Origin of the sequence: Paenibacillus sp. HB172176, from assembly GCF_011947265.1 — a bacterium.
Lineage (GTDB): Bacteria > Bacillota > Bacilli > Paenibacillales > Paenibacillaceae > Pristimantibacillus.
Genome location: NZ_JAATHD010000018.1, coordinates 106,544 through 130,376, shown reverse-complemented (window position 1 = coordinate 130,376; position 23,833 = coordinate 106,544). Strand labels below are relative to the sequence as shown.

The 23,833-nt window shown below is 53.2% G+C and carries 20 protein-coding genes and 1 pseudogene; 14 read left to right on the top strand and 7 right to left on the bottom strand.

Going from position 1 to position 23,833, the window contains the following annotated elements:
- Window positions 1-144 precede the first annotated feature (144 nt).
- A complete protein-coding gene (locus HFP08_RS20705) occupies window positions 145-585 on the bottom strand; it encodes an RNA polymerase sigma factor (RefSeq protein WP_168122507.1) in 441 nt (146 codons plus the stop codon).
- A gap of 1,236 nt (window positions 586-1,821) precedes the next feature.
- On the opposite strand from HFP08_RS20705, the gene ilvB reads away from it, so the two are divergent.
- Entirely contained in the window at window positions 1,822-3,528 is a 1,707-nt protein-coding gene (gene ilvB, locus HFP08_RS20700) for a biosynthetic-type acetolactate synthase large subunit (protein WP_240941646.1), read from the top strand.
- Window positions 3,529-3,679: 151 nt separating this feature from the next.
- Here the strand turns inward: ilvB and HFP08_RS20695 are convergent, their stop codons facing one another.
- Window positions 3,680-5,086, bottom strand: a complete 1,407-nt coding sequence (locus HFP08_RS20695; RefSeq protein WP_240941637.1) for an MFS transporter — start codon at window positions 5,084-5,086, stop codon at window positions 3,680-3,682.
- A gap of 230 nt (window positions 5,087-5,316) precedes the next feature.
- Between HFP08_RS20695 and HFP08_RS20690 the strand changes: the two genes are divergently transcribed.
- The 3 genes from HFP08_RS20690 to HFP08_RS20680 all read left to right on the top strand — a co-directional run bounded on the left by HFP08_RS20690 (window position 5,317) and on the right by HFP08_RS20680 (window position 9,562).
- A complete protein-coding gene (locus HFP08_RS20690; RefSeq protein WP_168122505.1) occupies window positions 5,317-6,234 on the top strand; it encodes an AraC family transcriptional regulator in 918 nt (305 codons plus the stop codon).
- Between the two features lie 146 nt (window positions 6,235-6,380).
- Entirely contained in the window at window positions 6,381-8,648 is a 2,268-nt protein-coding gene (locus HFP08_RS20685; RefSeq protein WP_168122504.1) for an AAA family ATPase, read from the top strand.
- A 344-nt stretch (window positions 8,649-8,992) separates the two neighbouring features.
- Complete coding sequence (locus HFP08_RS20680; protein ID WP_168122503.1) at window positions 8,993-9,562, top strand: Pvc16 family protein; 570 nt, start codon at window positions 8,993-8,995, stop codon at window positions 9,560-9,562.
- A gap of 303 nt (window positions 9,563-9,865) precedes the next feature.
- On the opposite strand, the gene HFP08_RS20675 is transcribed toward HFP08_RS20680, so the two are convergent.
- On the bottom strand, window positions 9,866-10,579 hold the full coding sequence (locus HFP08_RS20675; RefSeq protein WP_346768752.1) for a nucleotide disphospho-sugar-binding domain-containing protein: 714 nt from the start codon (window positions 10,577-10,579) through the stop codon (window positions 9,866-9,868).
- Between the two features lie 242 nt (window positions 10,580-10,821).
- Between HFP08_RS20675 and HFP08_RS20670 the strand changes: the two genes are divergently transcribed.
- Window positions 10,822-11,025: a zinc ribbon domain-containing protein gene (locus HFP08_RS20670; RefSeq protein ID WP_168122502.1), complete on the top strand. Its 204-nt coding sequence runs from the start codon at window positions 10,822-10,824 to the stop codon at window positions 11,023-11,025.
- A gap of 353 nt (window positions 11,026-11,378) precedes the next feature.
- Here HFP08_RS20670 and HFP08_RS20665 read toward each other — a convergent pair whose 3' ends face one another.
- Together HFP08_RS20665 and HFP08_RS20660 are read right to left on the bottom strand one after the other, a co-directional pair.
- A complete protein-coding gene (locus HFP08_RS20665; RefSeq protein ID WP_168122501.1) occupies window positions 11,379-13,838 on the bottom strand; it encodes an MMPL family transporter in 2,460 nt (819 codons plus the stop codon).
- Window positions 13,839-13,893: 55 nt separating this feature from the next.
- Window positions 13,894-14,547: a TetR/AcrR family transcriptional regulator gene (locus HFP08_RS20660; RefSeq protein ID WP_240941635.1), complete on the bottom strand. Its 654-nt coding sequence runs from the start codon at window positions 14,545-14,547 to the stop codon at window positions 13,894-13,896.
- Between the two features lie 557 nt (window positions 14,548-15,104).
- Here HFP08_RS20660 and HFP08_RS20655 point away from each other — a divergent pair.
- From HFP08_RS20655 to HFP08_RS20635, 5 genes are read left to right on the top strand one after another with little or no spacing between them, the layout of a single operon-like run.
- Entirely contained in the window at window positions 15,105-15,413 is a 309-nt protein-coding gene (locus HFP08_RS20655; RefSeq protein ID WP_168122516.1) for a PadR family transcriptional regulator, read from the top strand.
- The gene (locus HFP08_RS20650) at window positions 15,410-15,757 is read left to right on the top strand and encodes a DUF1048 domain-containing protein (RefSeq protein WP_168122500.1); all 348 of its coding nucleotides are present in this window, start codon (window positions 15,410-15,412) and stop codon (window positions 15,755-15,757) included. Before HFP08_RS20655 ends, HFP08_RS20650 begins: the two co-directional genes overlap by 4 nt.
- Window positions 15,758-15,769: 12 nt before the next feature.
- Window positions 15,770-16,120: a DUF1048 domain-containing protein gene (locus HFP08_RS20645; protein ID WP_168122499.1), complete on the top strand. Its 351-nt coding sequence runs from the start codon at window positions 15,770-15,772 to the stop codon at window positions 16,118-16,120.
- 15 nt (window positions 16,121-16,135) lie between these two features.
- Window positions 16,136-16,903, top strand: coding sequence for an ABC transporter ATP-binding protein (locus HFP08_RS20640; RefSeq protein ID WP_168122498.1), 768 nt, complete (start codon window positions 16,136-16,138; stop codon window positions 16,901-16,903).
- Window positions 16,896-17,657, top strand: coding sequence for an ABC transporter permease (locus HFP08_RS20635; protein WP_168122497.1), 762 nt, complete (start codon window positions 16,896-16,898; stop codon window positions 17,655-17,657). Before HFP08_RS20640 ends, HFP08_RS20635 begins: the two co-directional genes overlap by 8 nt.
- Before the next feature lie 82 nt (window positions 17,658-17,739).
- On the opposite strand, the pseudogene HFP08_RS20630 reads toward HFP08_RS20635, so the two are convergent.
- Window positions 17,740-18,201, bottom strand: a pseudogene (locus tag HFP08_RS20630) (methyltransferase domain-containing protein); the annotation flags it as partial.
- Between the two features lie 528 nt (window positions 18,202-18,729).
- On the opposite strand from HFP08_RS20630, the gene HFP08_RS20625 reads away from it, so the two are divergent.
- The 4 genes from HFP08_RS20625 to HFP08_RS20610 all read left to right on the top strand — a co-directional run bounded on the left by HFP08_RS20625 (window position 18,730) and on the right by HFP08_RS20610 (window position 22,322).
- Window positions 18,730-19,401, top strand: coding sequence for a stalk domain-containing protein (locus HFP08_RS20625; protein ID WP_168122496.1), 672 nt, complete (start codon window positions 18,730-18,732; stop codon window positions 19,399-19,401).
- Window positions 19,402-19,602: 201 nt separating this feature from the next.
- The gene (locus tag HFP08_RS20620; RefSeq protein WP_240941633.1) at window positions 19,603-20,166 is read left to right on the top strand and encodes a Uma2 family endonuclease; all 564 of its coding nucleotides are present in this window, start codon (window positions 19,603-19,605) and stop codon (window positions 20,164-20,166) included.
- Window positions 20,167-20,265: 99 nt separating this feature from the next.
- Window positions 20,266-21,492, top strand: a complete 1,227-nt coding sequence (locus tag HFP08_RS20615) for a PQQ-dependent sugar dehydrogenase (protein WP_240941632.1) — start codon at window positions 20,266-20,268, stop codon at window positions 21,490-21,492.
- Between the two features lie 71 nt (window positions 21,493-21,563).
- Window positions 21,564-22,322, top strand: a complete 759-nt coding sequence (locus HFP08_RS20610; RefSeq protein ID WP_240941640.1) for an HAD family hydrolase — start codon at window positions 21,564-21,566, stop codon at window positions 22,320-22,322.
- Window positions 22,323-22,532: 210 nt separating this feature from the next.
- Here HFP08_RS20610 and HFP08_RS20605 read toward each other — a convergent pair whose 3' ends face one another.
- Window positions 22,533-23,768 carry an S-layer homology domain-containing protein gene (locus HFP08_RS20605; protein ID WP_168122493.1) on the bottom strand — a complete coding sequence of 412 codons (1,236 nt, stop codon included), beginning with the start codon at window positions 23,766-23,768 and terminating at the stop codon, window positions 22,533-22,535.
- Between the last annotated feature and the right edge of the window lie 65 nt (window positions 23,769-23,833).

Genomic DNA, 23,833 nt, shown 5'->3' with positions numbered 1-23,833 from the left:
TTTTTTGAAACATCAGATTTTCGGGAGGTGGGGCTTTTTTTTGCTCGTAACCACCATACCATCCATTATGCAGCATTTATTTTCGTATTAAACCTTCCTCTAAACGCGGTCGCTCATCTTCGAAAGGCCTCGATAGAGGTTTTCTCACGCCGCAGCTATTTCCACAATAGACATCTCCGCTGTATAAAACATATAAAGGGGAAGCCTCAGCTTCTCGTCCAACTGGCAAGCCGCGTCTTGAATCAGGTCGCGAAGCTCTGATGACAGTAAGACTTCTTCCGGCAATCCATAGCTTGCGCTCGACGAGGAGGAAGCGGTTGCCTCTTCAAGCTCGGCTGTAGGCGCAATTCGCTGTCTCCATGCAAACTTGCGGCGATGATTTTTGTTGAGCCGAACAGCTATTGCAATGAGGAAGGCTTTGGGGTTGCTGGACCTATCCATCTTGTGTCGCAGCTCCACCGCCCTAAGGAAGGTTTCTTGGTACAAATCGTCCGCGTTCTCTTTGTTCCCGGTCAGCTTGTAGCAAAATCGGTGAATAGACTTCCCGTGCTGTTCCACAAGCACGATTAACTCATCTATGTTCAAGTTCGGCTACTCCTCCTTCCTGAATGGCCATTCATCTATATTTTGTCATAACTAGCAATTGGGTTCATCAATCTGATGATCCTTCGTGGTATGATTGATTTGATTAAATGAGAAACCGAGTTCAGCTTATAGATTGAATGGTATGCGAAGTGGAATTTTAATGAATCCTGATAACGTTATTTATGAGTTGTCGCATGTTTCAAAAATCTAACGAAGATCTGTATTCTTATTCGTTCTTTTTTATCGACGAAGGAGCCGTTTTTGAAGCGTTAGCGTTATAAATCTTCTTTAGATTCAAGGAGTAGTCGATTTTGAGGAAATAACGATATGATTCTTCGATAGAGCGGGTGAATCCGGATGCTGTGATTAGGTTCGCAGCGAATGAATCCCTGCAGCCGCTTAGCAGGCGGGAGGCGTTGAAGCATTTGACAACGAGTAAAGAAAGCAATTGATTAATCATCTCGTCTGTGCTAACATAATCCCACAATATTCGGCTGTGATGAGAAGAAAGCAGGAAGGCTCTTATGTTCAGAGAGCAGAGGGAAAGCTGGAACCTTTGCCATAATCCTTCATGCGATGTCGCTCTTGGAGCTTTCGACAGAAAGTCGTATCGGCATGCGATTGCGCGCGATTCGATGAGTAGATTCGAACGGGGTGGCGCTCGTTATTGCGCTGCAGGCAGGGTGTTCCTGCCTCATGAGGCTGGAGTCGCAAGATTTCCGGCGAATCAGGGTGGTACCGCGAAATATTCCCCTTTCGTCCCTTCAGGCACGGCAATTGCTGCTGTCGTCTGAGGATGAGAGGGGTTTTTGACGTATATAGCAATCAGCGATGATGAGAAGAAAGCAGGAAGGCTCTTATGCCCAGAGAGCAGAGGGAAAGCTGAAACCTTTGCCGTAATCCTTCATGCGATGTCGCTCTCGGAGCTTTTTGACAGAAAGTCGAGACTGCATGCGGACAGTCGGCGTCAGCGATTGTATGCGATTCGATGAGTAGATTCAAACGGAATGGCGCACGTTATCGCGCTGCAGGCAAGATGAACCTTGCCTCATGAGGCCGAAAATCGCGAGATTTCCGGCAAATCAGGGTGGTACCGCGAAAGGAGCCCCTTTCGTCCCTTCAGGCGCGGCAATTGCTGCCGCCTGCGGAGGATGAGAGGGGCTATTTTGATTTCGGGGAGGCATTCAGATGGAGAAGGAGATTACGAACAGGCAAGAAACAATCGGCGAAGAAAGGATGGCGGAAGAGGGATTTTCGCAGGAATGGGTGACGGGCTCTCAAGCGCTTCTGCGCAGCTTGCTCAGGGAAGGAACCGAGTGCGTATTCGGGTATCCGGGCGGGAATGTGCTCTACATCTACGATGCGATGGTGAATGAGCCGAATTTCAAACACATTCTAACGAGGCATGAGCAAGGCGCGATTCATGCGGCGGACGGCTATGCCCGCTCGACGGGCAGAGTTGGGGTATGCCTGGCGACCTCCGGACCGGGAGCGACCAATCTGATTACCGGCATCGCGACGGCTTATATGGATTCAGTGCCGCTGGTCATCATTACGGGCAATGTCTCCTCTGCGCTCATTGGCACGGATGCCTTCCAGGAGGCGGATATCGTGAGCATGACGATGCCCATCACCAAGCATAACTATTTCGTGCGGGATGTGCGTGATCTTCCGAGAATCGTTCATGAAGCATTCCACATTGCAAGCACGGGGCGGAAGGGACCGGTACTGATCGATATTCCGAAGGATGTGTCCAATCAGCGCATGATGTATCAACCGTCGGACGAAATGTATCTGCGAGGCTACGGCGCGACGCCAAACCCTGATTACGCAGCGATTGATGAGCTTGTTAAGGTCATTAAGCAATCAGAGAAGCCGGTCATTATCGCCGGGGGAGGAGTTGTCTATTCGGATGCGTCGCAAGAGCTGATCGAGTTTGTGAAAAAAACAAAAATCCCTGTAGTCACGACGCTGCTTGGACTAGGCGGATTCCCGAGTGCGAATGAGCTGTGGCTCGGAATGCCGGGCCACCATGGCGTCTATGCGGCGAACATGGCGATTCAGGAGGCGGATCTGGTGCTCTCCATCGGCTCGCGATTCGATGATCGGGTGACGATGAAGGTGGTCGGCTTTGCTCCGCAGGCCAAGTGGATCGCTCACATCGATATCGATCCCGCTGAGATTGGCAAGAATATCAAGACGGATATAGCCTGCGTCGGCGATATTAGAGAGGTGCTGGAGTATGCCAATACGATCGCCGAGCCCGCGCGGTCAACCGCCTGGATAGAACATGTCCAGTCGAACAAGAAGGCATATCCGCTTCGCTACAAGGATTCCGAGACGGAGCTGAAGCCGCAATACGTCATAGAGATGATTAGCGAGACGACGCAAGGAGACGCGATTATTACGACGGATGTTGGGCAGCATCAGATGTGGACGGCGCAGTTTTACCGCTTCAAGCATCCGCGTTCACTTGTGACCTCGGGAGGCTCCGGAACGATGGGCTTCGGGTTCCCGTCCGCGATAGGGGCTCAAGCGGGCAATCCCGATCGTCTGGTCGTCTCGATCAACGGCGACGGGGGCATGCAGATGTGCGCACAGGAGCTGGCGATTTGCGCCCTCCAGCAAATTCCCGTCAAAATTGTCGTGCTGAACAATGGGGTGCTGGGCATGGTGAGACAGCAGCAGGAGATTATGTACGAGAATCGGTTCAGTCAGATCGAGCTTGCGGGCAGCCCCGATTTCGTCAAGCTTGCCGAAGCTTACGGAATCAAGGGCTTGAGAGCGGGCACCAAGGCGGAAGCGCGGGAGGCTTGGCATGAGGCTTTGAATACATCTGGTCCGGTGCTCGTTGAGTTTGTTATACCCAGAGACGAGAATGTCTATCCGATGGTTCTCGGCGGAACGACTCTGGATCAATTGATTATGGGAGATTATGAGTGATTTGGCGGTCATATGCACGAATGTTTTTCGGGATGCCGCTCGCTCAGCAAGTTTTGCAAGGGTCCGTTAGAAGATCGACGTGTCGCCCAGCGAGCAAGCGAGAATCCATTCTCCTTGAATGCCGGAGACAACCTCCTCCGTGTCTCCGCCATTATTGCATTTCGCTGCGGGCTCTTGCAGAACCGGCTTTCGGAGCGAGACAGATAAGAACGGCGATTAGCGAAGCGATCAGGAAGACGGCTGACCCTGCGATGGAATGAGAAGCTGCATGGGCGAATTGCTGTTTGTCAGCTTGATCGTCTGCAATCGCCATATTGAAGACCGCGATGAGAACAGCCAGGCCCAACGAGGAGCCGTTCTGATGTGCGACATTGACAAGCCCCGAGGCGGCTCCGGTATCGCGCGGCTCGACGTCCGTCAGGCCCATTGCAGTGAACGGCTGGAACACCATGCCGGCTCCAATGCCCATGACGGTTAATAGCAAAAACATTTGCGGGAAGAATGAAAGTCCTGTGGCAACGATCTGGCTCATCCAACTTGTGCAGATGATAGCGATGATCAGACCGGCAATCAGCACCTTGCCGTTCCCGAAGCGGCGCAGCAGTCCAGGCATTACGTACATCATGCCGAATTGGGCTGCAGTGAAGGGCAGGAAGGCAAGGCCGGCTTCCAAGGAACTGAAATCAAGAACATTTTGCAGAAATTGCGGGATGAAGAAGAAGAGCGAGAAGTTGCCGCACAAGAACAGGAATCTCCCCAGGTAGCCTCCGGTTCGCTGGCGGCTGGCGAACAGGCGGAGCGGGATGATCGGCTCTGGAACTCTGGCCTCAATGTTCACGAAGACCGCTATGGAGAGAGCGCCTCCCGCAAGTGCTGCGAGGGTGATGGCATTGCTCCAGCCATTATCCGAGGCTTGGACAAAGCCATAGATCAACGAGGTCATACCGATGACGGAGGTGACGGCTCCCCATAGATCGAAGCTTCCCGCTCTTGCGGCTGTCCGGGGCACATGGCGCCCAACCATGAACAGCAAGGTGAGGCCGATTGGAACGTTAATGAACATACCTAGACGCCAGGAGATGAAGTCGGTGAAGATACCGCCTAGCAAAAGGCCTATGCTGCCGCCCGCCGCGGAAACGGCGCTATAGATGGCGAGCGCTTTGGAGCGTTCCTTGATCTCTGTGAAGCTCACAGATAGGAAGGCAAGTGCTGCAGGCGTTGTGAAGGCCGCTGCAAAGCCTTGCACGGCACGGGAGACAAGCAAGAATGCAGCGGTTGGCGCGAGTCCCGCCAGCATGGAGGCAAGCGCGAACAGGCCGATGCCCGCAAGAAGAATGCTGCGGCGGCCAAGGAGATCTCCGGCCCGAGCGCCTAGCAGCAGGAAGCCTCCGAAAGCGAGAATATAGCTGTTCTGCACCCAGGTTAATGCTGTGGTCGACATATGCAGCGATCGGCCGATTTGAGGCATGGAAGTGACCATAATGGAGGCGTCGAGCACGACGAGCAGTTGACAAACGATGATAATGGCTAATAGGTTCCATTTTGATGTGTGCATCATGTATGTTCCTCTCTTCGTTCAAGTTGTGGTGGTGTTCTGCTTCTCATTATGAATGACAGCGAAGACGGGAAGTAGATTGTTCCTGCATATTAATTGCCTGATTCTGCAAAACTAATCATGTTAGAAGGATGTATTGCAATTCGCTTTCTTAACGTTATAATTCAGATTGGGAAGGGGGAGATGCTCATGATGAAGCAGAGCAGATTCGAACGGGGAAGCAGGGCTGTAGAATGGGAGGTTATTTAGAAAAGCTCGGTTATTTGAGTGAAGGCATAACACGGGAGGAAGGAAGGACGCCGACTCCCGTTCCGTTTCTTACGATTGTTAGAAGCAGCCGGGAGTCGAAGCGGCATCAGGGAGTCTTGACTCCTTCTTTTTGCCTGATTCTACAGGGTGAGAAGAAGCTTTATTTAGGCGGGGAGATTTATCATTATGCAGCTGGCGATTATTTGGCGTCGATGATCGACCTGCCTGCATCCTCTGAAATCGTCGGCGCGTCGCAAGAGGCGCCTTATATTGGATTGCGGATTGATTTCACAACGCAAGAAATTGCTTCTGTCATTATGGAGGGAGGCATCGACATGACGGCGAAGGCGGGAGACTTGAGCGCAGGAGCGTTCGTGGGGCGATCAGACGATGTTTTGCTCAGCGGGTTCGAGCGGCTGTTGAAGCTCGGGGGGAGACCTTCGGAGGAAATTCGGTTCCTATCCGACCTGATCAAGAAGGAGATGATTTTCAACCTGTTGGTTGGAGATTACGGGCATTTGTTCCTGCAGCGAGCGCTCTTCGATCAAAGCGCGAACGGTGTGGGAAAGGCGATACGATGGATTAAGGAGCATTATGCGGATGCGTTCACGGTGGAGGAGCTTGCGAAGGCATGCAGCATGAGCGTGTCCGGCTTGCATCATAAGTTCAAGGCGGTTACGACAATGGGGCCGCTGCAATATCAGAAGCAATTGCGTTTGCAGGAAGCCAGACGTCTCATGCTGGGCGGTCTTGCGGGAGCGACGGCGGCGGCTTTGGAGGTCGGGTACGAAAGTCCGTCGCAATTCAATCGGGAGTATCGCAGGTTGTTCGGCCTGCCTCCGCTGCAGGATATGAAGGCGATGCGGAACGCTTCTGCGAGTACGGAGGAGTTTGTCATTTAATGGAGCGTTCCGGGCTGCGGCAGGCTGCCGGCGCGAATTCGCAAGAAGGCGTCAAATGCTGTCTATTGCTGTCAAATCAGGGCATATTCCGCGCGGGAATTATGCTATAATGCAAGCATATAAATGAGAGCTGGGAGATGGCGGGGATGAGCAGTTCGAGCAGTGCTCTTGGCGTGTACGGGGCGGCAGAGCATATTCGGGACGAGATGGCATGGCTGGAGGCGGGCCTGCGTACGCTTCTGGACATTAGCGGCGATGATCCGCTTAACGATCCGCTGGCGGCTTACAAGGGAATGATGATTGACCGGGACGAGCTGCTCGCGGCGGATCCCTCGGAGAACGAGCAAGCGCTTCGCGCATGGCAGGCGTATTCGGCGTTTCGCAAGGAGACGGAGGAGCGGATTCGCGAACGCGCGCATCGCGGATCCGAGCTGCCGCTGCCCAAGCTGGCTGAGGCGTTCCGTCTAACGGTGTGGGAGTATCGCTGCGTGCTGCTCTGCCTTGCGGTTGAGCTCGACCGCAAATTCGAGAAGTGGTACGCCTATCTGAATGATGATGCGACTGCAAAGCACGCCACGGTCAATCTGGCCTTAAGGCTGCTTGGCGATGGAGCCGAGGATTGGCGTTTGGGCCGGGGGCTGCTTGAGCAAGACGGCAAGCTGCGGCGCTGGCTGCTGCAGCCTTCGGACGGCGGAGCTGCAACGCTAAGCCTTCGATCGCCGTTGATCCTGGATCATCGCGTGGTCAGCTTCTTGCTTGGTACGGAACTGCTTGACGGGCGACTGGCCGATTGCGTAGAGGCGAGAGAACCAGGGGACGCATCGAAGCTGGCATGGGAAGGGCTGTCGGAGGCAGAGGCAGCCGTCCGGCGTGTTGTAGACGAGTGGCCGCAGGACAGCCTGCCGGTCATCGGATTGTGGGGCGCTCGCGGCAGCGGCAAGCGCGAGCTTTGGCATCGCATCGCCGCGAGGGACGGACGGCGATTGCTAGTCGTCTCCCTCGCCGCGCTGCCGCAGGGCGAGGAGCAGCTGCGCAGCCTGCTCGGCGGCGTTGTCCGCGAGGCGCTGCTGACGGATGCGGCGATTGCGCTGGCAGAATCGGACAGCGCATGGAGGGAGCGGCTTCCGAGAGAGCTGCTTGTGTCGACGCTTCAAGCTTATGCGGCGCAAGCGCGCAATCCGCTCATTGGCTGGCTGTCGACGGAGCGCAGAGCGATCGGCGATCTTCCGCTGCCGGAGCAAGCCGCGTACTGGAGCGCGGAACTTCCGCTGCCCGCGGCTGCCGAACGCGCCATGCTGTGGCGGCGGCATGCGGCGGAGCTGGAGCGGCTGCGCGCAGCGGCGAGCGGCGGCGAAGCTGTGGCGGAGCTTGGGCGAGAGAGCGGGGAAGCGTTGGTTCGCGAGGCGATCTCGCAAGCTTCCGGTCCGCCCGATTACGCCTTGATTGGGGCGGAGCTCGCAGAGCAATTCCACCTCACGCCAGGGCAGATTTCATCGGCTTGGAAGCAGGCGATTGTCCATGCAAGCGGACGGGGGGCCTACTGGCCGGGCAAGGCCGATTTGGCGAAGGCCGCTCGAGGCCAGTTTCGCCATCGTCTGGCGCAGCATGCCGTTGCGATCGAGCCGCGCAGGGGCTGGGCGGATCTCATTCTTCCGGCGGAGTCGAAGTCGCTGCTGCAAGAGGCGTGCAGCCGTTACATCCTTCGCGAGAAGGTATTCGGGGAATGGGGCTTTGGCAGCAAGCTGTCATACGGAACGGGCGCCCATATGCTGTTCGCCGGCCCTCCCGGCACAGGGAAGACGATGGCCGCCGAGGTGGCGGCGGGAGAGCTGGGCCTTGAGCTGTACCGAGTTGATCTCTCCCGCATCGTAAGCAAGTATATCGGCGAGACGGAGCAGCGGCTTCGCGAGCTGTTCGAGGAAGCGCGGCAGAGCAGCGCCATTCTGTTCTTCGACGAGGGGGATGCGTTGTTCGGCAAGCGGACGGAAGTGAAGGACGCGCATGACCGCTACGCGAACATGGAAGCGGCGTATTTGCTTCAATTGATCGAAGCGTATGACGGCGTTACGATCCTGGCTACTAATCTGATGCAAAATCTGGATGAAGCGCTGCTGCGGCGAATGAGCGCAATCGTCAAATTTCCATTCCCGAACGCGGAGGATCGCGCAAGAATATTCGAATCGCTGCTTCCTGCCGGGGCCCCGCGCGACGAGGACCTGGATATTCCGTTTCTCGCTCAGCGCGTTGATCTGTCAGGCGGGCATATCAAAAATATCGTGCTTGCTGCCGCCTTTCTCGCGGCTGGGGAGCAGAGGCCGATCGCGATGAAGCATATGGTTCGCGCGGCGCGGGCGGAGCTTCAGAAGCTGGGCCAGATTCCGATGCGAAGCACCTTCGCGCCTTACAGCGACTAGCTCGGCTGGCGAATTCCGGCTGCAGAACAGTGACTAACTCGACTGATGCATCACGGCAGCTGTGCAGCGACTAACTTAATTAGAGAATTCCGACTGTAGAATTTGAAATTGCTGCAAATATACAGGAATTTATCCTTAACCCACTGCTTCACAGCAAAAAGATGCAGATATTTGCATCTTTAAAATCTACCTTTAAATGCAGTCGCTCATCTTCAAAAACCTCGATTAAGATTTTCTTATAAAATATCTCAGAGGTTTAAACTGCTCCAAATGGTTGGACGAATAAAATTCTGGCGTTCTTGGAGGCCTCCCTTCAACTAATGCCAGGTGGAGGGAACGTATAAATGGGAAGCTATACGATTATTGCGGATGCGGGCGCAAGCCTGCTGAGGCTTCTGCGTGAGGAGCTGGCGCCGGACATGGTGCCGCAGCAAGAGTTGATTGGCATGGCCAATCCGGCTGACAAGGGAGATTTGATCATATCGATCTACATATGCTCGGTGCGCGACAATGCGGATTCGCGGCGAAATGATATGATTGTGGAAGGCGACGTGATGAAGTATCCGCCGCGGGCGATGGACCTGGAATGTCTTATCACCGCGCACTCCACTGCCGATCGGCTGACGCGGACCTTGGATGAGCACCGTCTCCTCGGCAAGGTGGCTGAAGTGTTGTACGACAATAGCATTATGCGGGGGTCGGCGCTGGAAGGTACGTTGGCGGAGTCCGGCGCGGATCTTCGCATTACGCCGATTCAATACAGCATGGAAGAGATGATGCGTCTCTGGCAATTCGGTGATACGCCGTACAAGCTATCCCTCGCGTACCGACTCGGCCCGGTCATGCTGGACTCGAACCGCGTGAAGCCGGTCTCCCGCGTCAAGGAGAGAAGGATTACAGTGCGGGAGAAGTAACTGCGAGTGAAGTATACTCTGTAGAGTTGAAAACCAGCGCTGCAGTCGGCGAAGCCTGGGGAAGTGAACCTGTAGCGCTGGAAACCAGCGCTGTAGCCCGCGAAACACACAGAATCGGCTCTGTAGCGCTGGAAATCAGCGCTGCGGCTAGCGAAGTCCGCGTAAGCGGCCCTGTAGCGCTGAAAACCAACACTGCAGCCCGCGAAACACGCAGAATTTTCTCTGTAACGCTGAAAACCAGTGTTGCAGCTGGCGAAACGCACAGAATCGAGCCAGCAGCTCTGCGAACCTGCGCCAGCCAACTCAACCAGCCGCATAGCGATTTCGAAATTCGATAATCGCCTCCGCCGACTGCCTGTAACCGCCCGCCCGCCTCAGCGATTCACTCATAGCCATAGCTATTGTCTTGAAGGAGACGTGCCCCAACACATGATCAGCCGTTTCTCGCAGCAGCGCTGCGTTCACATCCTGCATTTGCAAGGAAACGCCTGCCCCGGAGCGGACGACTTGCCGAGCAATGACCGGCTGATCGGCACTTTGGGGAATGACAACAAGCGGCACACCGTAATAGAGGCCCTCATGTGTACTGTTCATGCCGCCATGCGTAATGAACAATCGAGCGTGGGACAGTACTTCCATCTGCGGAACATAATGTTCAACGATGAAGTTTCCGGTAATTTTTCCCAGCTCATTAAGCTGCGTTCTCGAACCGACCGACATGACGACGATATGCTCCGTATCCCCGAACGCCTCGAAGCATTCCTTATAGAAGGCGACCGCTTGATTGAACACCGTGCCGAGCGTTAAATAGATGACGCTCTTCCCTTCCAGTACAGTAAAATCAAAGCTCGTCTGCGCTGCTCGTGGCGCAATTGAAGGACCGACGAATTTGCAAGAATCGTCGAATGAATCACCTTCCGGCTGAAAATCCTTAACCGTATAAACAATCGTCAGCGGAGCGGGATTGCAGAATACCTCATAAGGAGAAGGAAGCTCCACGCCATAATACTCTTTCACCTTTGTCGCCAAGCTATGATACTGACCCTTAATCCGATTAAGCTCTTCAGCAGGTACCTTGGCATTAAGCGCCTTCAGCGTCGCATCGATGCTTATGAATAGGCATGTGGCAATACCGGCAGCTGTGAGAGCAGCAGAGCAACAAGAAGGACGATTAACCTCGCTGCCATATAGTTGCCCTATGCAACCTTCCTGAAGGTGGAGACGTATAAGGGGTTATACCCTTGAAGGAGTGATGAAGAATGAGCGGAAATGGATGCGTGAAATGCGGATGTCAGGATGCCAGCACGAAGGAGGTTGCCATGACAGGCACCGGTCTCTCCAAAATGTTCGATATTCAAAACAATCAGTTTGTCGTCGTTTCTTGCGATAATTGCGGCTATTCGGAATTTTACAATAAACAAGCTTCGGCAGGCTCGAACATCCTTGATTTCTTCTTCGGCTAGAGGGAGCAGCAAGCTTGACAGGCAATCGTAATGACGGACTTTTCTCATAGTAATGCCTATTCAGGCATTGGCGAGGAGTCCGTTTTTTTGTGAACAGCCTCGTTATACTCTGCGATGCGGACCTTACTGCGAGGACTTGGCCTGATCTGCTGGAACATTATATTGATATCACATTGGGATCGAATCGCCATTACGTTTATATGGATCCATATTGCGCTCGGCGCAGGTCTGATGATTATACCGTGTTTAGGATTCTTGCGATTTGCCTGAAAGAGATAACATACTTGCAACAAAGAACAGAGCTGCACGTCGTCATTGATGACTGTGCAGCTCTGTTCTTATTCATAGGAGCCTTATCTCTTCGAGCTCACTTTGGCTTTGTTCCTCGTGTTGGCCGATTGGGCTTTGCCGTTCTCCTGGGCATTCAACTGAGCGATCAGCTTATCGCCCTCGACATCAAGGTTCGGCAGCAGACGGTCGAGCCATCTTGGTATGCGCCAAGCATGATCGCCGAAGGCGGCCATAACGGCGGGAACGAGCGCCATGCGGACGATGAAGGCGTCGATGAGAATGCCGATGGCCAGCGCGAAGCCGATCTGCTTCAGCATAATGTCCTCGGTCAGCACGAAGCCGGCAAAGACCGATACCATGATGACCGCAGCCGCCACTACGACCCGACTCGATTGCTGGTAGCCGTCGATGACGCTGTCCGTGCCGTGATGGCCGTGCACATAGGATTCGCGCATCGAGCTGACCAGGAACACCTGGTAATCCATCGCGAGACCGTACAGGATTCCGGTTACCATGATCGGCATGAAGCTGAGCAGCGGGCCGCCAGTATCGAAGCCGAGCAGCTCATGCAGCCACCCCCATTGGAACACGGCCGTGGAGATGCCGAAGGTGGCCAGAATGCTGAGTAGGAAGCCGACAGTGGCTTTGACAGGAACGATAATCGATCGGAAGACAAGCAGCAGAATGAGGATCGACAAAATGCCGATAATGCCGACATAAACCGGGAATGCTTCCGCAAGCTTCGCCGACATGTCGATGTTGATGGCGGTGAAGCCGGTCACGCCAAGCTTAAGACCGCTCTCTTGAAGCATGCTCGAATCGGAATCGCGCAAGTCTTGCACCAGGTTCTTCGTTTCGTCATCCGTCGGTCCTGAATTCGGAATCAAGCTGATAATTGCGATGTCGCCCGATTCGTTCATGCCCATCGGAGTGACGAGGGACACATCCTCATGGACCTGAAGCTTTCCGACCAGGCTAGTCAGCGCTTCATTGGAAATTGCGCCGCCTTCATTCGCAGGCTCCGCTACCAATAACAGCGGCGCGTTGTAGCCCTCGCCGAAGCCCTTCTTGATCGCTTCGAAGCTCTGTCTGGCCGGCGTGTCGAGATTCGCGGTGTCGCCGGACGGAATGCCCATCCTCATATCCAGAACAGGCATCGCAACTGCGCCCAAAATAACAATGACGCCGACGATTACAGGCCAGCGCCGTTTCACTACGCCGCTTGCCCAGTTATGGGCCGCGCCGCGGTTCGCTTTACGCGCTTGCTCCTTGCTCTTCGCGCGCGCTTTGTCCGAGCAGATGCGCTCGCCGACCAGGCCGAGAATGGCGGGCAGCAAGGTTAACGCGATCAGCACGTTGACGAATACGCTCGCGGCGGCGACGAGCGCCATCGTCGACAGGAAGGCGATGCCGATGACAAGCATGCCGCAGAGCGCGATGATGACCGTAAGCCCCGCGAAGAAGACGGCGCTGCCGGCCGTGCCGACCGCGCGGCTTGCCGCTTCGCGTGCGCTGAGTCCTTGATCCATCATGATGCGCCGCTGGCGGTTCACGATGAAGAGGGAGTAGTCGATGCCGACGGCAAGGCCGACCATCAGCGCCAGAGCGGGCGTAATATCCGTCATCGGAATGAATTTCGAGAACGCGTAAGCGCCGCCTACACTGATGCCTACTCCGAGAAGGGCGGTGATGAGCGGCAAGCCTGCGGCCACTACTGAGCCCAGCGTGATCACAAGCACGACGGCGGCAATTACGATGCCGATGCCTTCGGTGGCGCCGACCGCAGGCTTCGATACGAAGGTGTCGCTCGGCAATGCCTTAATGCCGGTTCCGCTGTTTTCCACGGCGGTCAAGGAATCAAGAATCGAATCGATGACCTCTTGCGGCACCGACATCTGCTGAACGGTGAATTGGAACTGGAACAGGGCGATGCTTCCATCAGAGGACAGCATTACGCCTGGAACAGGAGCGCCGTCCGCCATGAGCGGGCCGTAAGGCAGCCGGGAGGAAGCTGCCGCCAGTTCGCTGGCTCCGGCATCAGCCTGCGCGGCTTCGTTACCGGATGCGCCGCCTTGAGCCTCGGAATTTCCAGAAGTCCCGGCAGAGGAGTCGGCAGCTTCCGAGACAGCAGCGCCGTCATCCGTCGCAGCATCCGCCGAACCGCCCGCAGCAGCGCCGGCTGCCGCTGCCAAATCGGCAGGATTAATGACATATTCCTGATCGTAGATTGCGCCAATCGTATTCATTAACACCGTTAATCGATCCGGTGTGTCGAGACGTTCTCCTGCGGGAGCCGTGAATACGACGCTGGCTTGTCCTCCGGCGGCTGCCGGCAGCTCTTCGGCCAATTGATCGAGCACCTTCTGCGATTCCGTGCCTTCGATCTTCATCTCCGAGGAGACATGAATGCCGTTAATGCCGAGAACGCCAAGGACAATGCCAAGAATGACGATCCACGAGGCAATGAACTGCCAAGGCTTGTTGAAGGCTGTTTTCCCTATTTTGTACAGGAATGTAGACATAATCGTATGGCTCTCCTTTATCTCTATAGATTTGTTGGCCGACTATCCCGTTAGCTCATGTTCTATGTACAGAAAACCCATTGCGCAAATGCTCGAAGAGGTCATCCCAATAGTGCTCCAAGGTCATGCTGTCAGCGGCATGCTCTTCAACCGTTTCTGTCTTTTCATCCTCGGCGGAATGGGGGAGCTGAACGCTTCCGTCGAGCAGGGGCAAAGCAGCGCCATAGACCGCGCCGGCCAGCTGTTGCAGATATCTCGCCGGGTAATCCGAACCGAACATCTGGCTGAGCAGCTCTTGAAAAATCAACTGATGCTGGTGCAGTACGCTGAGCAGGTAGGGCTCAATGGTTGGATAGCGCTTCGACAATCGCATGAGGTCACGCATCTTGATCAGGAATATCGTCACCAGCTTCATCCGCAGCAGATGGGACAGCAAATCCAGCGGCGTAGCGCTGTCCGGCAAGTTCGCGATGAGCTGCTCCGCCTCTTCCTTATGCTTGAACACGGCTGCCGATTTCGCTACCGCTTCTTCCTTGCATGAGAAGTAGTTGGCGAAGGTTCGTCTGGCATAGCCCGCCCGCTGCACGATATCTTCCACCGTGAATCCGTCCAAGCCGCGCTCCATCGTCAGCTCGTATGCCGCTTCGGCTAGCGCGTCAGCGGTTGCTTCTCGTTTGATGTCTCGCAAGCTGTGTTTGTTCATTGCCATTGTATTCAGGCCTCCCTTCTCATAAGTAATATTATTGCCCAAAGTGCAAAAATGCACAATGAGCAAACTTTGACGATATCATGACGAAATGATTGTACCGACATCTGCCAAGTCGGAATACGCCGCGTTGCGCATCCCATCGTATGAATAAATGATTTGCGAGAAACTTGTGCGTAAGTTTGTGCACAAGTTGTGTTTAATATGTTGATAAGTTTTACGTTGTGTATAATTTCCGTTTAATTGTGCATAAGTAGTACCTGATTGTGTGCAGTTAGTGTGAAATTGTTTATAAGTTGTTCATAACGATGGCTGCGGCAGCGGCGGGCATATCGTTCCAGCCGGCAAACTGACGCGGATGCAAGCGGCTGTGGGATCTATCGCTTGTAGTCATGAATTACCCATAGCATTATTTTTAGGATAAATGGGTTGAATGCTGTTGACAGGATCGCTACTACGTGTTACTTTATAGAGGTAATAAGTGACAGTGAATACAAGTGATACTGAATACCAGTGATACAGAATAGCAAGGAGTGATTGAACTGGAAAATTTAACGGAAATGCTCAAAGGCGTGCTTGAGGGCTGCGTGCTTGAAATTATAAGCCGGAAAGAAACATACGGCTACGAAATCACGCGTCAGCTGAACGCACTCGGCTTTGCAGATGTTGTAGAGGGGACGGTGTACACCATCCTGATCCGGCTTGAGAAGAACAAGCTGGTTGAGATTACCAAGAAGCCGTCCGACATGGGACCGCCGCGCAAGTTTTTCTCGATCAATGACGCGGGGCGCGAGGTGCTGCAGAAGTTCTGGGGAAAATGGGAGTTTGTATCATCCAAAATGAATGAGTTAAAGGAGAGAGCGCAATGAATTTTTGGGATAAAATCACCGGAAACGACATGACGAAAGAATTTAAGGAGTTTGGATCGAGGGTCAAGAAGCTGCCCTCCGATTATCAAGCGGCATGGGAACAAGTGAATGGTACTCTCTGGACATATTCCGACTTCAGCGGCCGCAACCTGATGCCGATTCTTGACGGCGTGCTCGGCTTGCTCGAGCAATCGGCGGCGGACGGTCAGAGCGCCCATGAGGTGCTCGGCGACGATATCCAAGGCTTCTGCGCGGCACTGGCTGGCGAAGAGGGCGCAAAGTCTTACCGCGACAAATGGCGTCAGCAGCTCAATCAAAATATTGCAAAAAAATTAGGCAAATAGGAGGAAGGTACAATGAGAATTCAAGATATGATCGAGGGCAAAAAAGAATGGCGTGCGCATGTGAAGCGAGTCAAAGCGCTTCCGCAGGATTATCAGTTTGTTTATAAGGAAATTCAAAAATATCTCTTCAAGGTCGGTCCTGTCGAACTAACCGAAGGAACGGGCTTGCTTTCGGGGATTGTCGATCTGTTCGAGGAGGGCGCGGCTTCGGGGAAAGGCGTGCTCGAGGTGACGGGCAATGACGTGGCGGCTTTCAGCGACGATCTCATCAAGGATTCGAAAACGTACGGGGACGTCTATCAAGAATCGGTAAACCAAAAAGTGAACGAGGCCGTTAAAAAGGCCGCGGATAAATTAAAGTAAGAGGGGGATGCCAGGATGGGAAACGCTATTGAAGTAAAGGGCCTGCGAAAGTCTTTCAAGGATGCGGAAGTCTTAAAGGGCGTTGACTTTGAAGTGAAGCGAGGCGAGATATTCGCCTTGCTCGGCTCCAACGGCGCGGGCAAGACGACCCTTGTCAGAATCCTGACCACGTTGCTGAGTCAGGACGGAGGCGCCGCCTCCATCAACGGAATTGACGTCGCGTCAAAACCGGAGAAGGTGCGGAAGGAGATTAGTCTGACGGGGCAATTTGCCGCTGTGGACGAGATTTTGACGGGACGGGAAAATCTGATCATGATTGCCAAACTGCGGCATCTTAAAAATCCGCGTCAGGTCGCAGATGATTTGCTGACTCGATTCAGCTTGAACGATGCCGCTGACCGCAAAGCGTCCGACTATTCGGGAGGCATGCGCCGCAGGCTCGACATTGCGATGAGCCTGATTGGCAATCCCCAGCTTATCTTCCTTGACGAGCCGACCACAGGCCTCGACCCCGAGGCGCGAATAGAGACTTGGAAGGTTGTCAAGGAGTTGTCGGATGGCGGCACAACGGTATTCCTTACCACGCAATATTTGGAAGAGGCTGAGCAGCTTGCCGATCGAATTGCGATCCTGCACAAGGGCAGGATCATTGCGAATGGCACGCTCGCCGAACTGAAGAAGCTATTCCCTGCCGCAAAAACGGAGTATGTGGAAAAGCAGCCTTCATTAGAGGAAATCTTCCTCGCAATCATTGGAAAACAGGAGGGAAATAACAATGAATGAACATTTTTTCAGCGATATGAGCGTGATGCTCGGACGCTCCATGCGCCATATTATGCGAAGCATGGACACCATCTTCACGGTATGCATCACCCCAATTGCCATGATGCTGCTGTTCGTTTATGTGTTTGGCGGCGCGATTCAAAGCGGCACGGATAATTATGTGAATTATCTCCTGCCTGGCATTCTGCTGATTGCGATCGCAAGCGGCATCGCCTATACGTCTTACCGTCTGTTTCTGGATAAGCAGAAGGGCATCATCGAGCGATTCCACTCCATGCCGATTTCTCGTTCCGCCGTGCTATGGGGACATGTGCTCACCTCGCTGGTATCCAACGCCATCTCCCTTGTCATCATCATTGCCGTAGCGCTTATTATGGGCTTTCGATCGTCGGCGGGAGTACTGCCCTGGCTTGCTGTAGCCGGCATACTCATCCTGTTCACTCTGGCGCTCACTTGGGTCGCAACGATTGCCGGACTTTCCGCGAAATCGGTGGAAGGAGCCAGCGCGTTCTCCTATCCGCTCATCTTCCTTCCGTTCATCAGCTCGGCCTTCGTGCCGACGGACTCCATGCCTTCAGTCGTGCGCGCCTTCGCCGACAACCAGCCGGTGACCTCTATCGTCGAAACGATCCGCGCTCTCTTGTCGAACCAGCCAGTAGGCAATGATATCTGGGTTGCTCTTGCGTGGTGCGTAGGAATACTAATTGTCGCGTATCTATTCGCGGTTCGCGCTTATAGACGGAAAGCGGCTTAATATTTGATGGCAATAAAAAGGTAAGGAATAGTGATAAACAGGGAGCAGACCTTCGCGAGGCTTGTTCCCCTTTTTGTTGGAACTAAAGCTTTCTCGCTTTGATGACAAAGGTGACGGGGAGCACCCTTGCTTTTCTGGCAAACCCGTCGTTATCGTCGCGCGACTGCATCATGTCTTCATCCGATTCCTCGACCAACTGCTCAATAACAAATCCCGCTTTTGCCAGCGCATTCACATAGGTGGACAGCTTGCGGTCCGACAAAGCGATCTCGCCTTCGCCAAGAGAGACTGAATACCAGGATTCGTCGAAGTAGCTTCTTTTGAAAAGGAGCCTGTCCTCTTCTGCAGCAACGCATTTGTGGATAGGATGAGACCAGCTGAAAATAAAGACGCCATCTATCTTCAGATAAGAGGCAATTCGGCCGAAAGTGCCCTCAAGGTCGGTGGTCCAGCCAATGGCGTAAATCGAATAAACAAAGTCAAAATAATCCTCGGGTACGCCGCATTCCTCTTCCATGGGAGAACAAATTAAACTACGTGTTAACTGTCCGGTCTGAATGGTCTGGTGAAGGAAATAATCGCGCAATCTATGCTGCAGCTGTTGAGGTGCGAGCATGAAGATGTTATTTGATTGTATTTTATATGGCGTATTCACATGCTTAACTGTGGCTTATTTTCACTTGTTTTATAGACTTTACGGTCATATTGAATATCTACAATCCCCGGAATGGTATGAAACGATTTTCATTCGATTGGCATGTCTCATCTTGATCTACTTAGTAGTATCCTTTTTTTTCTTCCGCCTTCGGAGATAAAGTCATATTCGAAAATATCAACTCCATAATCCGAAACCGCTCTCTAGCGAATTTCTGACAGTCTTCTAGACTGGAACAATGCAGAGGCAATTGATTGTTGCCGCTCGAAATGTTACCGTTGGACGATTCATTCGACGATCAATCAATAAATTTCTGCTATGACTTGGATAAATTTATGCGAAAGTGCAACCTTCTTGGCGAAATAGGCGTATAGTAATGTTGTATTGTGCAATTATATTTTAAAGGAGGTTAATCGTGTGAAGAAAGGAATTATCGCGTGTGTTGCCGGTGCGTCGTTGCTGCTCGGCTCGAGCGCCGGTGTATATGCCGGTGCCAATCTGGAGGATATCAGCGCTTATCTGAATCATAGCTTGAAGGTGAAGCTGAACGGAGATACTCTCGACCTGACGAATGAGAAGGGCGGGACTGTGCTCCCGATTACTTACGAGGGAACGACCTATCTCCCGGTTCGCGCGATCTCGGATGCTCTTGACGTAGCGGTGGATTTCGACGAGGAAGGGTACGCGGTGCTGCTCGGCGAGAAGAACGAAGGCATTCCGCTCTACAAGGATTTCGACAGCATGTACCATACCAAGGATCCGGACAAGACGGTGTACAAGGGTCATGACTACAAGGAAGTCTACCTGGACGACGGCGACGGCAACCGCGGCAGCGGCTTTATTCTTCGCCCAGAGGGCGAATACCAGACCCTGTATCTCCAGATTGCGGCCATTAACGAGGATATTGGCGAATTGTCGATTGAGGACTCGGATAAGGATATCGAGCTGAAAACCACAAAGGTGGCTTCGGATGACGGTCTCGTCACAGTCAAGGTCGACATTGGCGGCGTGGATACGGTTTACGTGAACGCTGAAGTGAAGGATGGCGGCTTCGTCTTCATTCCGCTGACAACTTCGTATTATAAGTAATTTGAAAGGTTGAACAAGCCATTTCCGGCAAGCTCCGTACGCGATTCAATCGCAGCGGGGCTTGTTTTTGTTCCAAGATATAAATGATATGACAGTCAATGTTTCTGGCTTGACGCGGCGAATCCTCAACATTAATGAAGAAAGCGGATAAACGATATGTGTTATAATTCAAGTGAATTGGTGATTAACGAGGTGAATGCCGTGTCTCATCCGGATGGAAAGACGACTCACACCTTTCATGATTGGTTGTCGTGGGACGGTGCTTGGGAATTAATTAATGGTAAAGCTTATAATATGACTCCTGCCCCAAACTCCTTGCATCAATTCATTGTAGGAGAGTTGCAGTTCGCACTGAGAAACTATTTTCAGAATAAGAGTGGCTATATCTTCACGGCTCCGTTCGACGTATTCTTCAGTGAAAGCAATCAATACGACAAGCCCGATCATGTTACGCAGCCGGATTTGTCCGTGGTATGCGCTAAGGATCAAATTTCTAAGAACGGATGTCATGGTGCGCCACAGATGATTGTTGAGGTATTATCGCCTTCAACTGCATTGAAGGATTTCAATGAGAAATTCAATCTTTATCAGAAATTCGGCGTGCAGGAATACTGGATCGTTGATCCAGGCAATCGAACGGTTCATGTGTATGCACTGCAGGACGGGGCTTATGAGGTGCGAGAACTCTTCACAGAACAGGATACGATTCAATCTGTTGTATTTGAAGCATTTCGGGTGCCTATGACCGGTTTGTTTCAACTATAATGACAATAGGGTAATTTACAACGAGTGAGGACGACTGCGGTCGTCTTTTTGTTTCTCGATAATCGCTCGTACTAGCAGGCACTAAGGAGGGATCTTATTTTGCTTAGAAAGCTCGGTTTAATTGCAATTGCGGCAATGGTGGCTATTATTGTCGCGGGATGCAGGGGAGAGTCGAATAACGCTTCTAATCATAGCGGGAATACGGCCGGCGGGAATGCAAACGAGATGAATGAGGCGCAGACGACTGGGAATGAGCAGCCAGAAGGCCAGCCTGATCCTACTGCATCCATGTCGAGTAATAATGATGGGCAAGGTGACGCGGCAGAATCGGATCAAGATTCGGAACCAGAGCCAGAACAGGAGCCGTATCAGGTGATAGCGGAGGGGCTTAAGATTCCGTGGTCCATCGCATTCGCAGGAGACACGATTTATCTTAGCGAGCGCGAAGGCGATATTGTGGAGCTGAAAGACGAGAAGTTGGAGCGGCAAAAGGTCAACCTGAGCAAGGCCGTGCATCATGAAGGCGAAGGAGGCTTTCTTGGCTTGCTGCTCGCGCAGGATTTCAACGAATCGGGGCTCGCGTATGCCTACCATACGTATGCGGAGAATGGAGCGACGAAGAATCGCGTGGTGCTGCTTAAGCAAAGCGGATCGGCTTGGGAGGAGCAGCGCGCCTTGCTGGAGGATATTCCCGGCGATCTCTATCACAACGGCGGCAGGCTGGCCTTCGGCCCGGATGATATGCTGTATGTGACGACAGGAGACGCGACAGAGGGGGGACATGCGCAGGACAAGGACAGCTTGGGGGGCAAAATATTGCGAATGACGCCGGATGGAGATATTCCGCCAGATAATCCATTCGAGAATTCCTACGTCTATTCTTACGGCCATCGCAATCCGCAAGGGCTGGCCTGGACTGCTGACGGAGTCATGTACAGCACCGAGCATGGCCCCTCCGGCAATGTCGGAGGCCATGACGAGATTAATCGTATCGAGCCCGGCGGCAATTACGGCTGGCCGGATGTTATTGGCGATCAGAAGCTGAAAGGGACGATCGCGCCGCTCTATCATACCGGCGACGAAGCGATAGCTCCGTCGGGAACGATCATCGACGAGGAAGGCCGGCTCATTATTGCCGCGTTGAAGGGGGAGGCTATCTACCGTTATACGCCTTCGACGGGGGAGATGGAGAAGCTTCACGACGGCGAGGGACGAATTCGCGATGTGAAGCTGAAGGAAGGTTTGCTTTATTTTATTACGAATAATCGGGATGGAAGAGGACAGCCGGGCGAGACGGATGATCGGTTGGTGGCGATAAAGCTGTGAAACCTTGGAGCTATGAAACTGGCTATAATAGAGTTAATTTTTGGAGGGGAGATGAATTCTGCTTGAAGGCCGTGGTGCTGGATTTGGACGGAACATTATTGAATGGGGACAAGCAAGTGTCCGAGCGAAATTCGGCTGCGGTGTTATCCTGTTATCGCAAAGGGATGAAGGTGATTATCGCTACGGCAAGGCCTCCGAGATCGGTGAAGTCGATGCTGCCTGAGGAGCTGCTTGCCGTGTGTTCCTTTGTCTATTACAATGGCGCCTTGCTTGTTGATCCAGCGCTGGACCTCGAGGAGCATCATCCAATCGAGATGTCGACGACGGAGGAGGTGCTGACATTCTGTTCGGACAATCTGCCTGAGGCATGTGTTAGCATTGAGGTCAACGATACTTGGTATTCGAATCGCGAGCAGGGTGACGCTATGTTCAATCATCCGTTATTTAAGCCGATTGTGTGCTCATGGGAGGAACTCCGGAAGGTTGCCGCTACCAAAATATTAATCTCTCAATTCGCGGATCCCGAGCAGCTTCGCGCGTTATTCCAGGATAAGCTTCAATTCGTATTGACGGACGGCGGCCAACTCATACAGCTTATGAATAAATCCGTCACCAAGGCGGTCGGTGTGCTCAGCTTGCTTCGCCATTATGGGGTGGAGGCAACGGATGCCATCGTGTTCGGCGACGATTACAATGATTTGGAGCTGTTTCGAATGTCCGCGTATGCGGTTGCAATGGGGAATGCGGTGGATGAATTGAAGGCATTGGCGAATGAGATAACGGATAGCAATGACCGGGACGGAGTTGCTCAGGTGTTGGAGGGAATTTGAGGGGAATTTCCTGATAAAATGTAGCACATTAAAGAGGAACGGCAGAGGCCGTTCCTTCTTCAATTGCGGACATGTGTCAATATAAGTAGAACTATTGTTTTTGTTTTTCACAGACCTATTGCTGCGAGAACAAATCAATCTTGGGATCGCTGTTGTTCCCAACTTTGGCTGTCAAGCCTGAGGTAGTCGATTGCTTGCACTGTCCGCGCTTTATTGTTCTGAAATCGAGAGAGTCTGCGTATTCATCACCGTCGCTAGCAAAGCGCAAACTTCTGCGCGAGTTGCGGTTTCCAACGGAGAGAAGCGGTTGCCGCCTCTCCCTCTTATGATATTGCTTTGTGCCAATGCGGCGATTGCCGGACTTGCCCATGCGGGAATCTGATCCTCATCCTCGAAGCGGGGAGAGGATGAGGGCTCGCTGTTCATGGGCATGTCGAGCACGCGTGCAATGACGACAGACAGCTCCGCGCGAGATACGGCTCGGCTTGCGCGGAAGCTGCCGTCCTCGTAGCCAGAGAGCCACCCGGCCGCTTGCGCCGCGGCGACATGAGGCTTCGCCCATGAGGGTATATCTGCTTCGTCGGTGAATACGGCAGAGGCGCGGGTTTTGGCGTCGCCAGTCGTATAGCTGTCCGAGTCATCCACTGTGTCACTGCCGGAAGCTTTCTCCTGCTTGGTGTCAGGCTCATTGACCGATGCGTCTAAGTCTAAGTTGAGATCGAACGCCCGTGTCAGCAGCACGGCGAGTTCGGCTCGCGTAACCATGCGATCCGGCCGGAAGGTGCCGTCTTCATAGCCGGTTGCCCAGCCTTGACGAACGGCTTCATAGATGACGGATTCGGCCCAATGACCTGAAATATCTGTAAGAGGAAGGCTTCCGGCGCTTGCCGGAAGAATTGTCGTAACGTCGGTTGTTAGATCCAGCCGTTCCAGCTTGGAATCGACCAGCGCTGCGTTGTCGAAGACGATGGCGGCGTCTCCGCCTCTTGTTCGAACGAAGGTCAGGACGGCAAGCTTTTGACTGCCGGACTCCCCAGAAACATTTCCTGTTTTGGTATAAACCAGCTTTATGTTATTCCCCTCGATTTGAGGCTGGAGAGAGAATCCCCGCTCCGGCATGTCTGACGAAATTAACTGTAATCTGGAGCTGTCCAATTCCAGGTTGAGCTCATAAGCATACACATCCTCCAGCTTGTCTCCCCATATCGTGACTTCCAGACTGCCATTTGTCTCTTCCCACGTCATCCGAATTTGGGCTGCCTCATTGGTTGATGCTTGGCTGGATGACGGCGGGGCTTGCGCGGAAGCTCCAAGGACTGATGCATAACTGCTGGCCGTTGCGCCGGCTGAGGAAGCCGATGCCGATGCGGATACAGGCAGGCTGGCAATTAGGATAAACGCAGCTAGCAGGCATAGTGAGGCCGATTTCTGCTTTTTTATAATCATGTTCGAGAAACTCCTTCTCTGGTGCGAATTTTGCATATTTAACAAAAAATGAGAGGCTGTCGATT

Excerpts from the sequence above, each read along its gene's own strand:
- ilvB (WP_240941646.1), top strand. The coding sequence starts at position 1,822 with ATGGCGGAAGAGGGATTTTCGCAGGAATGGGTGACGGGCTCTCAAGCG.
- HFP08_RS20695 (WP_240941637.1), bottom strand. The coding sequence starts at position 5,086 with ATGATGCACACATCAAAATGGAACCTATTAGCCATTATCATCGTTTGT.
- HFP08_RS20690 (WP_168122505.1), top strand. The coding sequence starts at position 5,317 with ATGGGAGGTTATTTAGAAAAGCTCGGTTATTTGAGTGAAGGCATAACA.
- HFP08_RS20685 (WP_168122504.1), top strand. The coding sequence starts at position 6,381 with ATGAGCAGTTCGAGCAGTGCTCTTGGCGTGTACGGGGCGGCAGAGCAT.
- HFP08_RS20680 (WP_168122503.1), top strand. The coding sequence starts at position 8,993 with ATGGGAAGCTATACGATTATTGCGGATGCGGGCGCAAGCCTGCTGAGG.
- HFP08_RS20670 (WP_168122502.1), top strand. The coding sequence starts at position 10,822 with ATGAGCGGAAATGGATGCGTGAAATGCGGATGTCAGGATGCCAGCACG.
- HFP08_RS20665 (WP_168122501.1), bottom strand. The coding sequence starts at position 13,838 with ATGTCTACATTCCTGTACAAAATAGGGAAAACAGCCTTCAACAAGCCT.
- HFP08_RS20660 (WP_240941635.1), bottom strand. The coding sequence starts at position 14,547 with ATGGCAATGAACAAACACAGCTTGCGAGACATCAAACGAGAAGCAACC.
- HFP08_RS20655 (WP_168122516.1), top strand. The coding sequence starts at position 15,105 with ATGCTCAAAGGCGTGCTTGAGGGCTGCGTGCTTGAAATTATAAGCCGG.
- HFP08_RS20650 (WP_168122500.1), top strand. The coding sequence starts at position 15,410 with ATGAATTTTTGGGATAAAATCACCGGAAACGACATGACGAAAGAATTT.
- HFP08_RS20645 (WP_168122499.1), top strand. The coding sequence starts at position 15,770 with ATGAGAATTCAAGATATGATCGAGGGCAAAAAAGAATGGCGTGCGCAT.
- HFP08_RS20640 (WP_168122498.1), top strand. The coding sequence starts at position 16,136 with ATGGGAAACGCTATTGAAGTAAAGGGCCTGCGAAAGTCTTTCAAGGAT.
- HFP08_RS20635 (WP_168122497.1), top strand. The coding sequence starts at position 16,896 with ATGAATGAACATTTTTTCAGCGATATGAGCGTGATGCTCGGACGCTCC.
- HFP08_RS20605 (WP_168122493.1), bottom strand. The coding sequence starts at position 23,768 with ATGATTATAAAAAAGCAGAAATCGGCCTCACTATGCCTGCTAGCTGCG.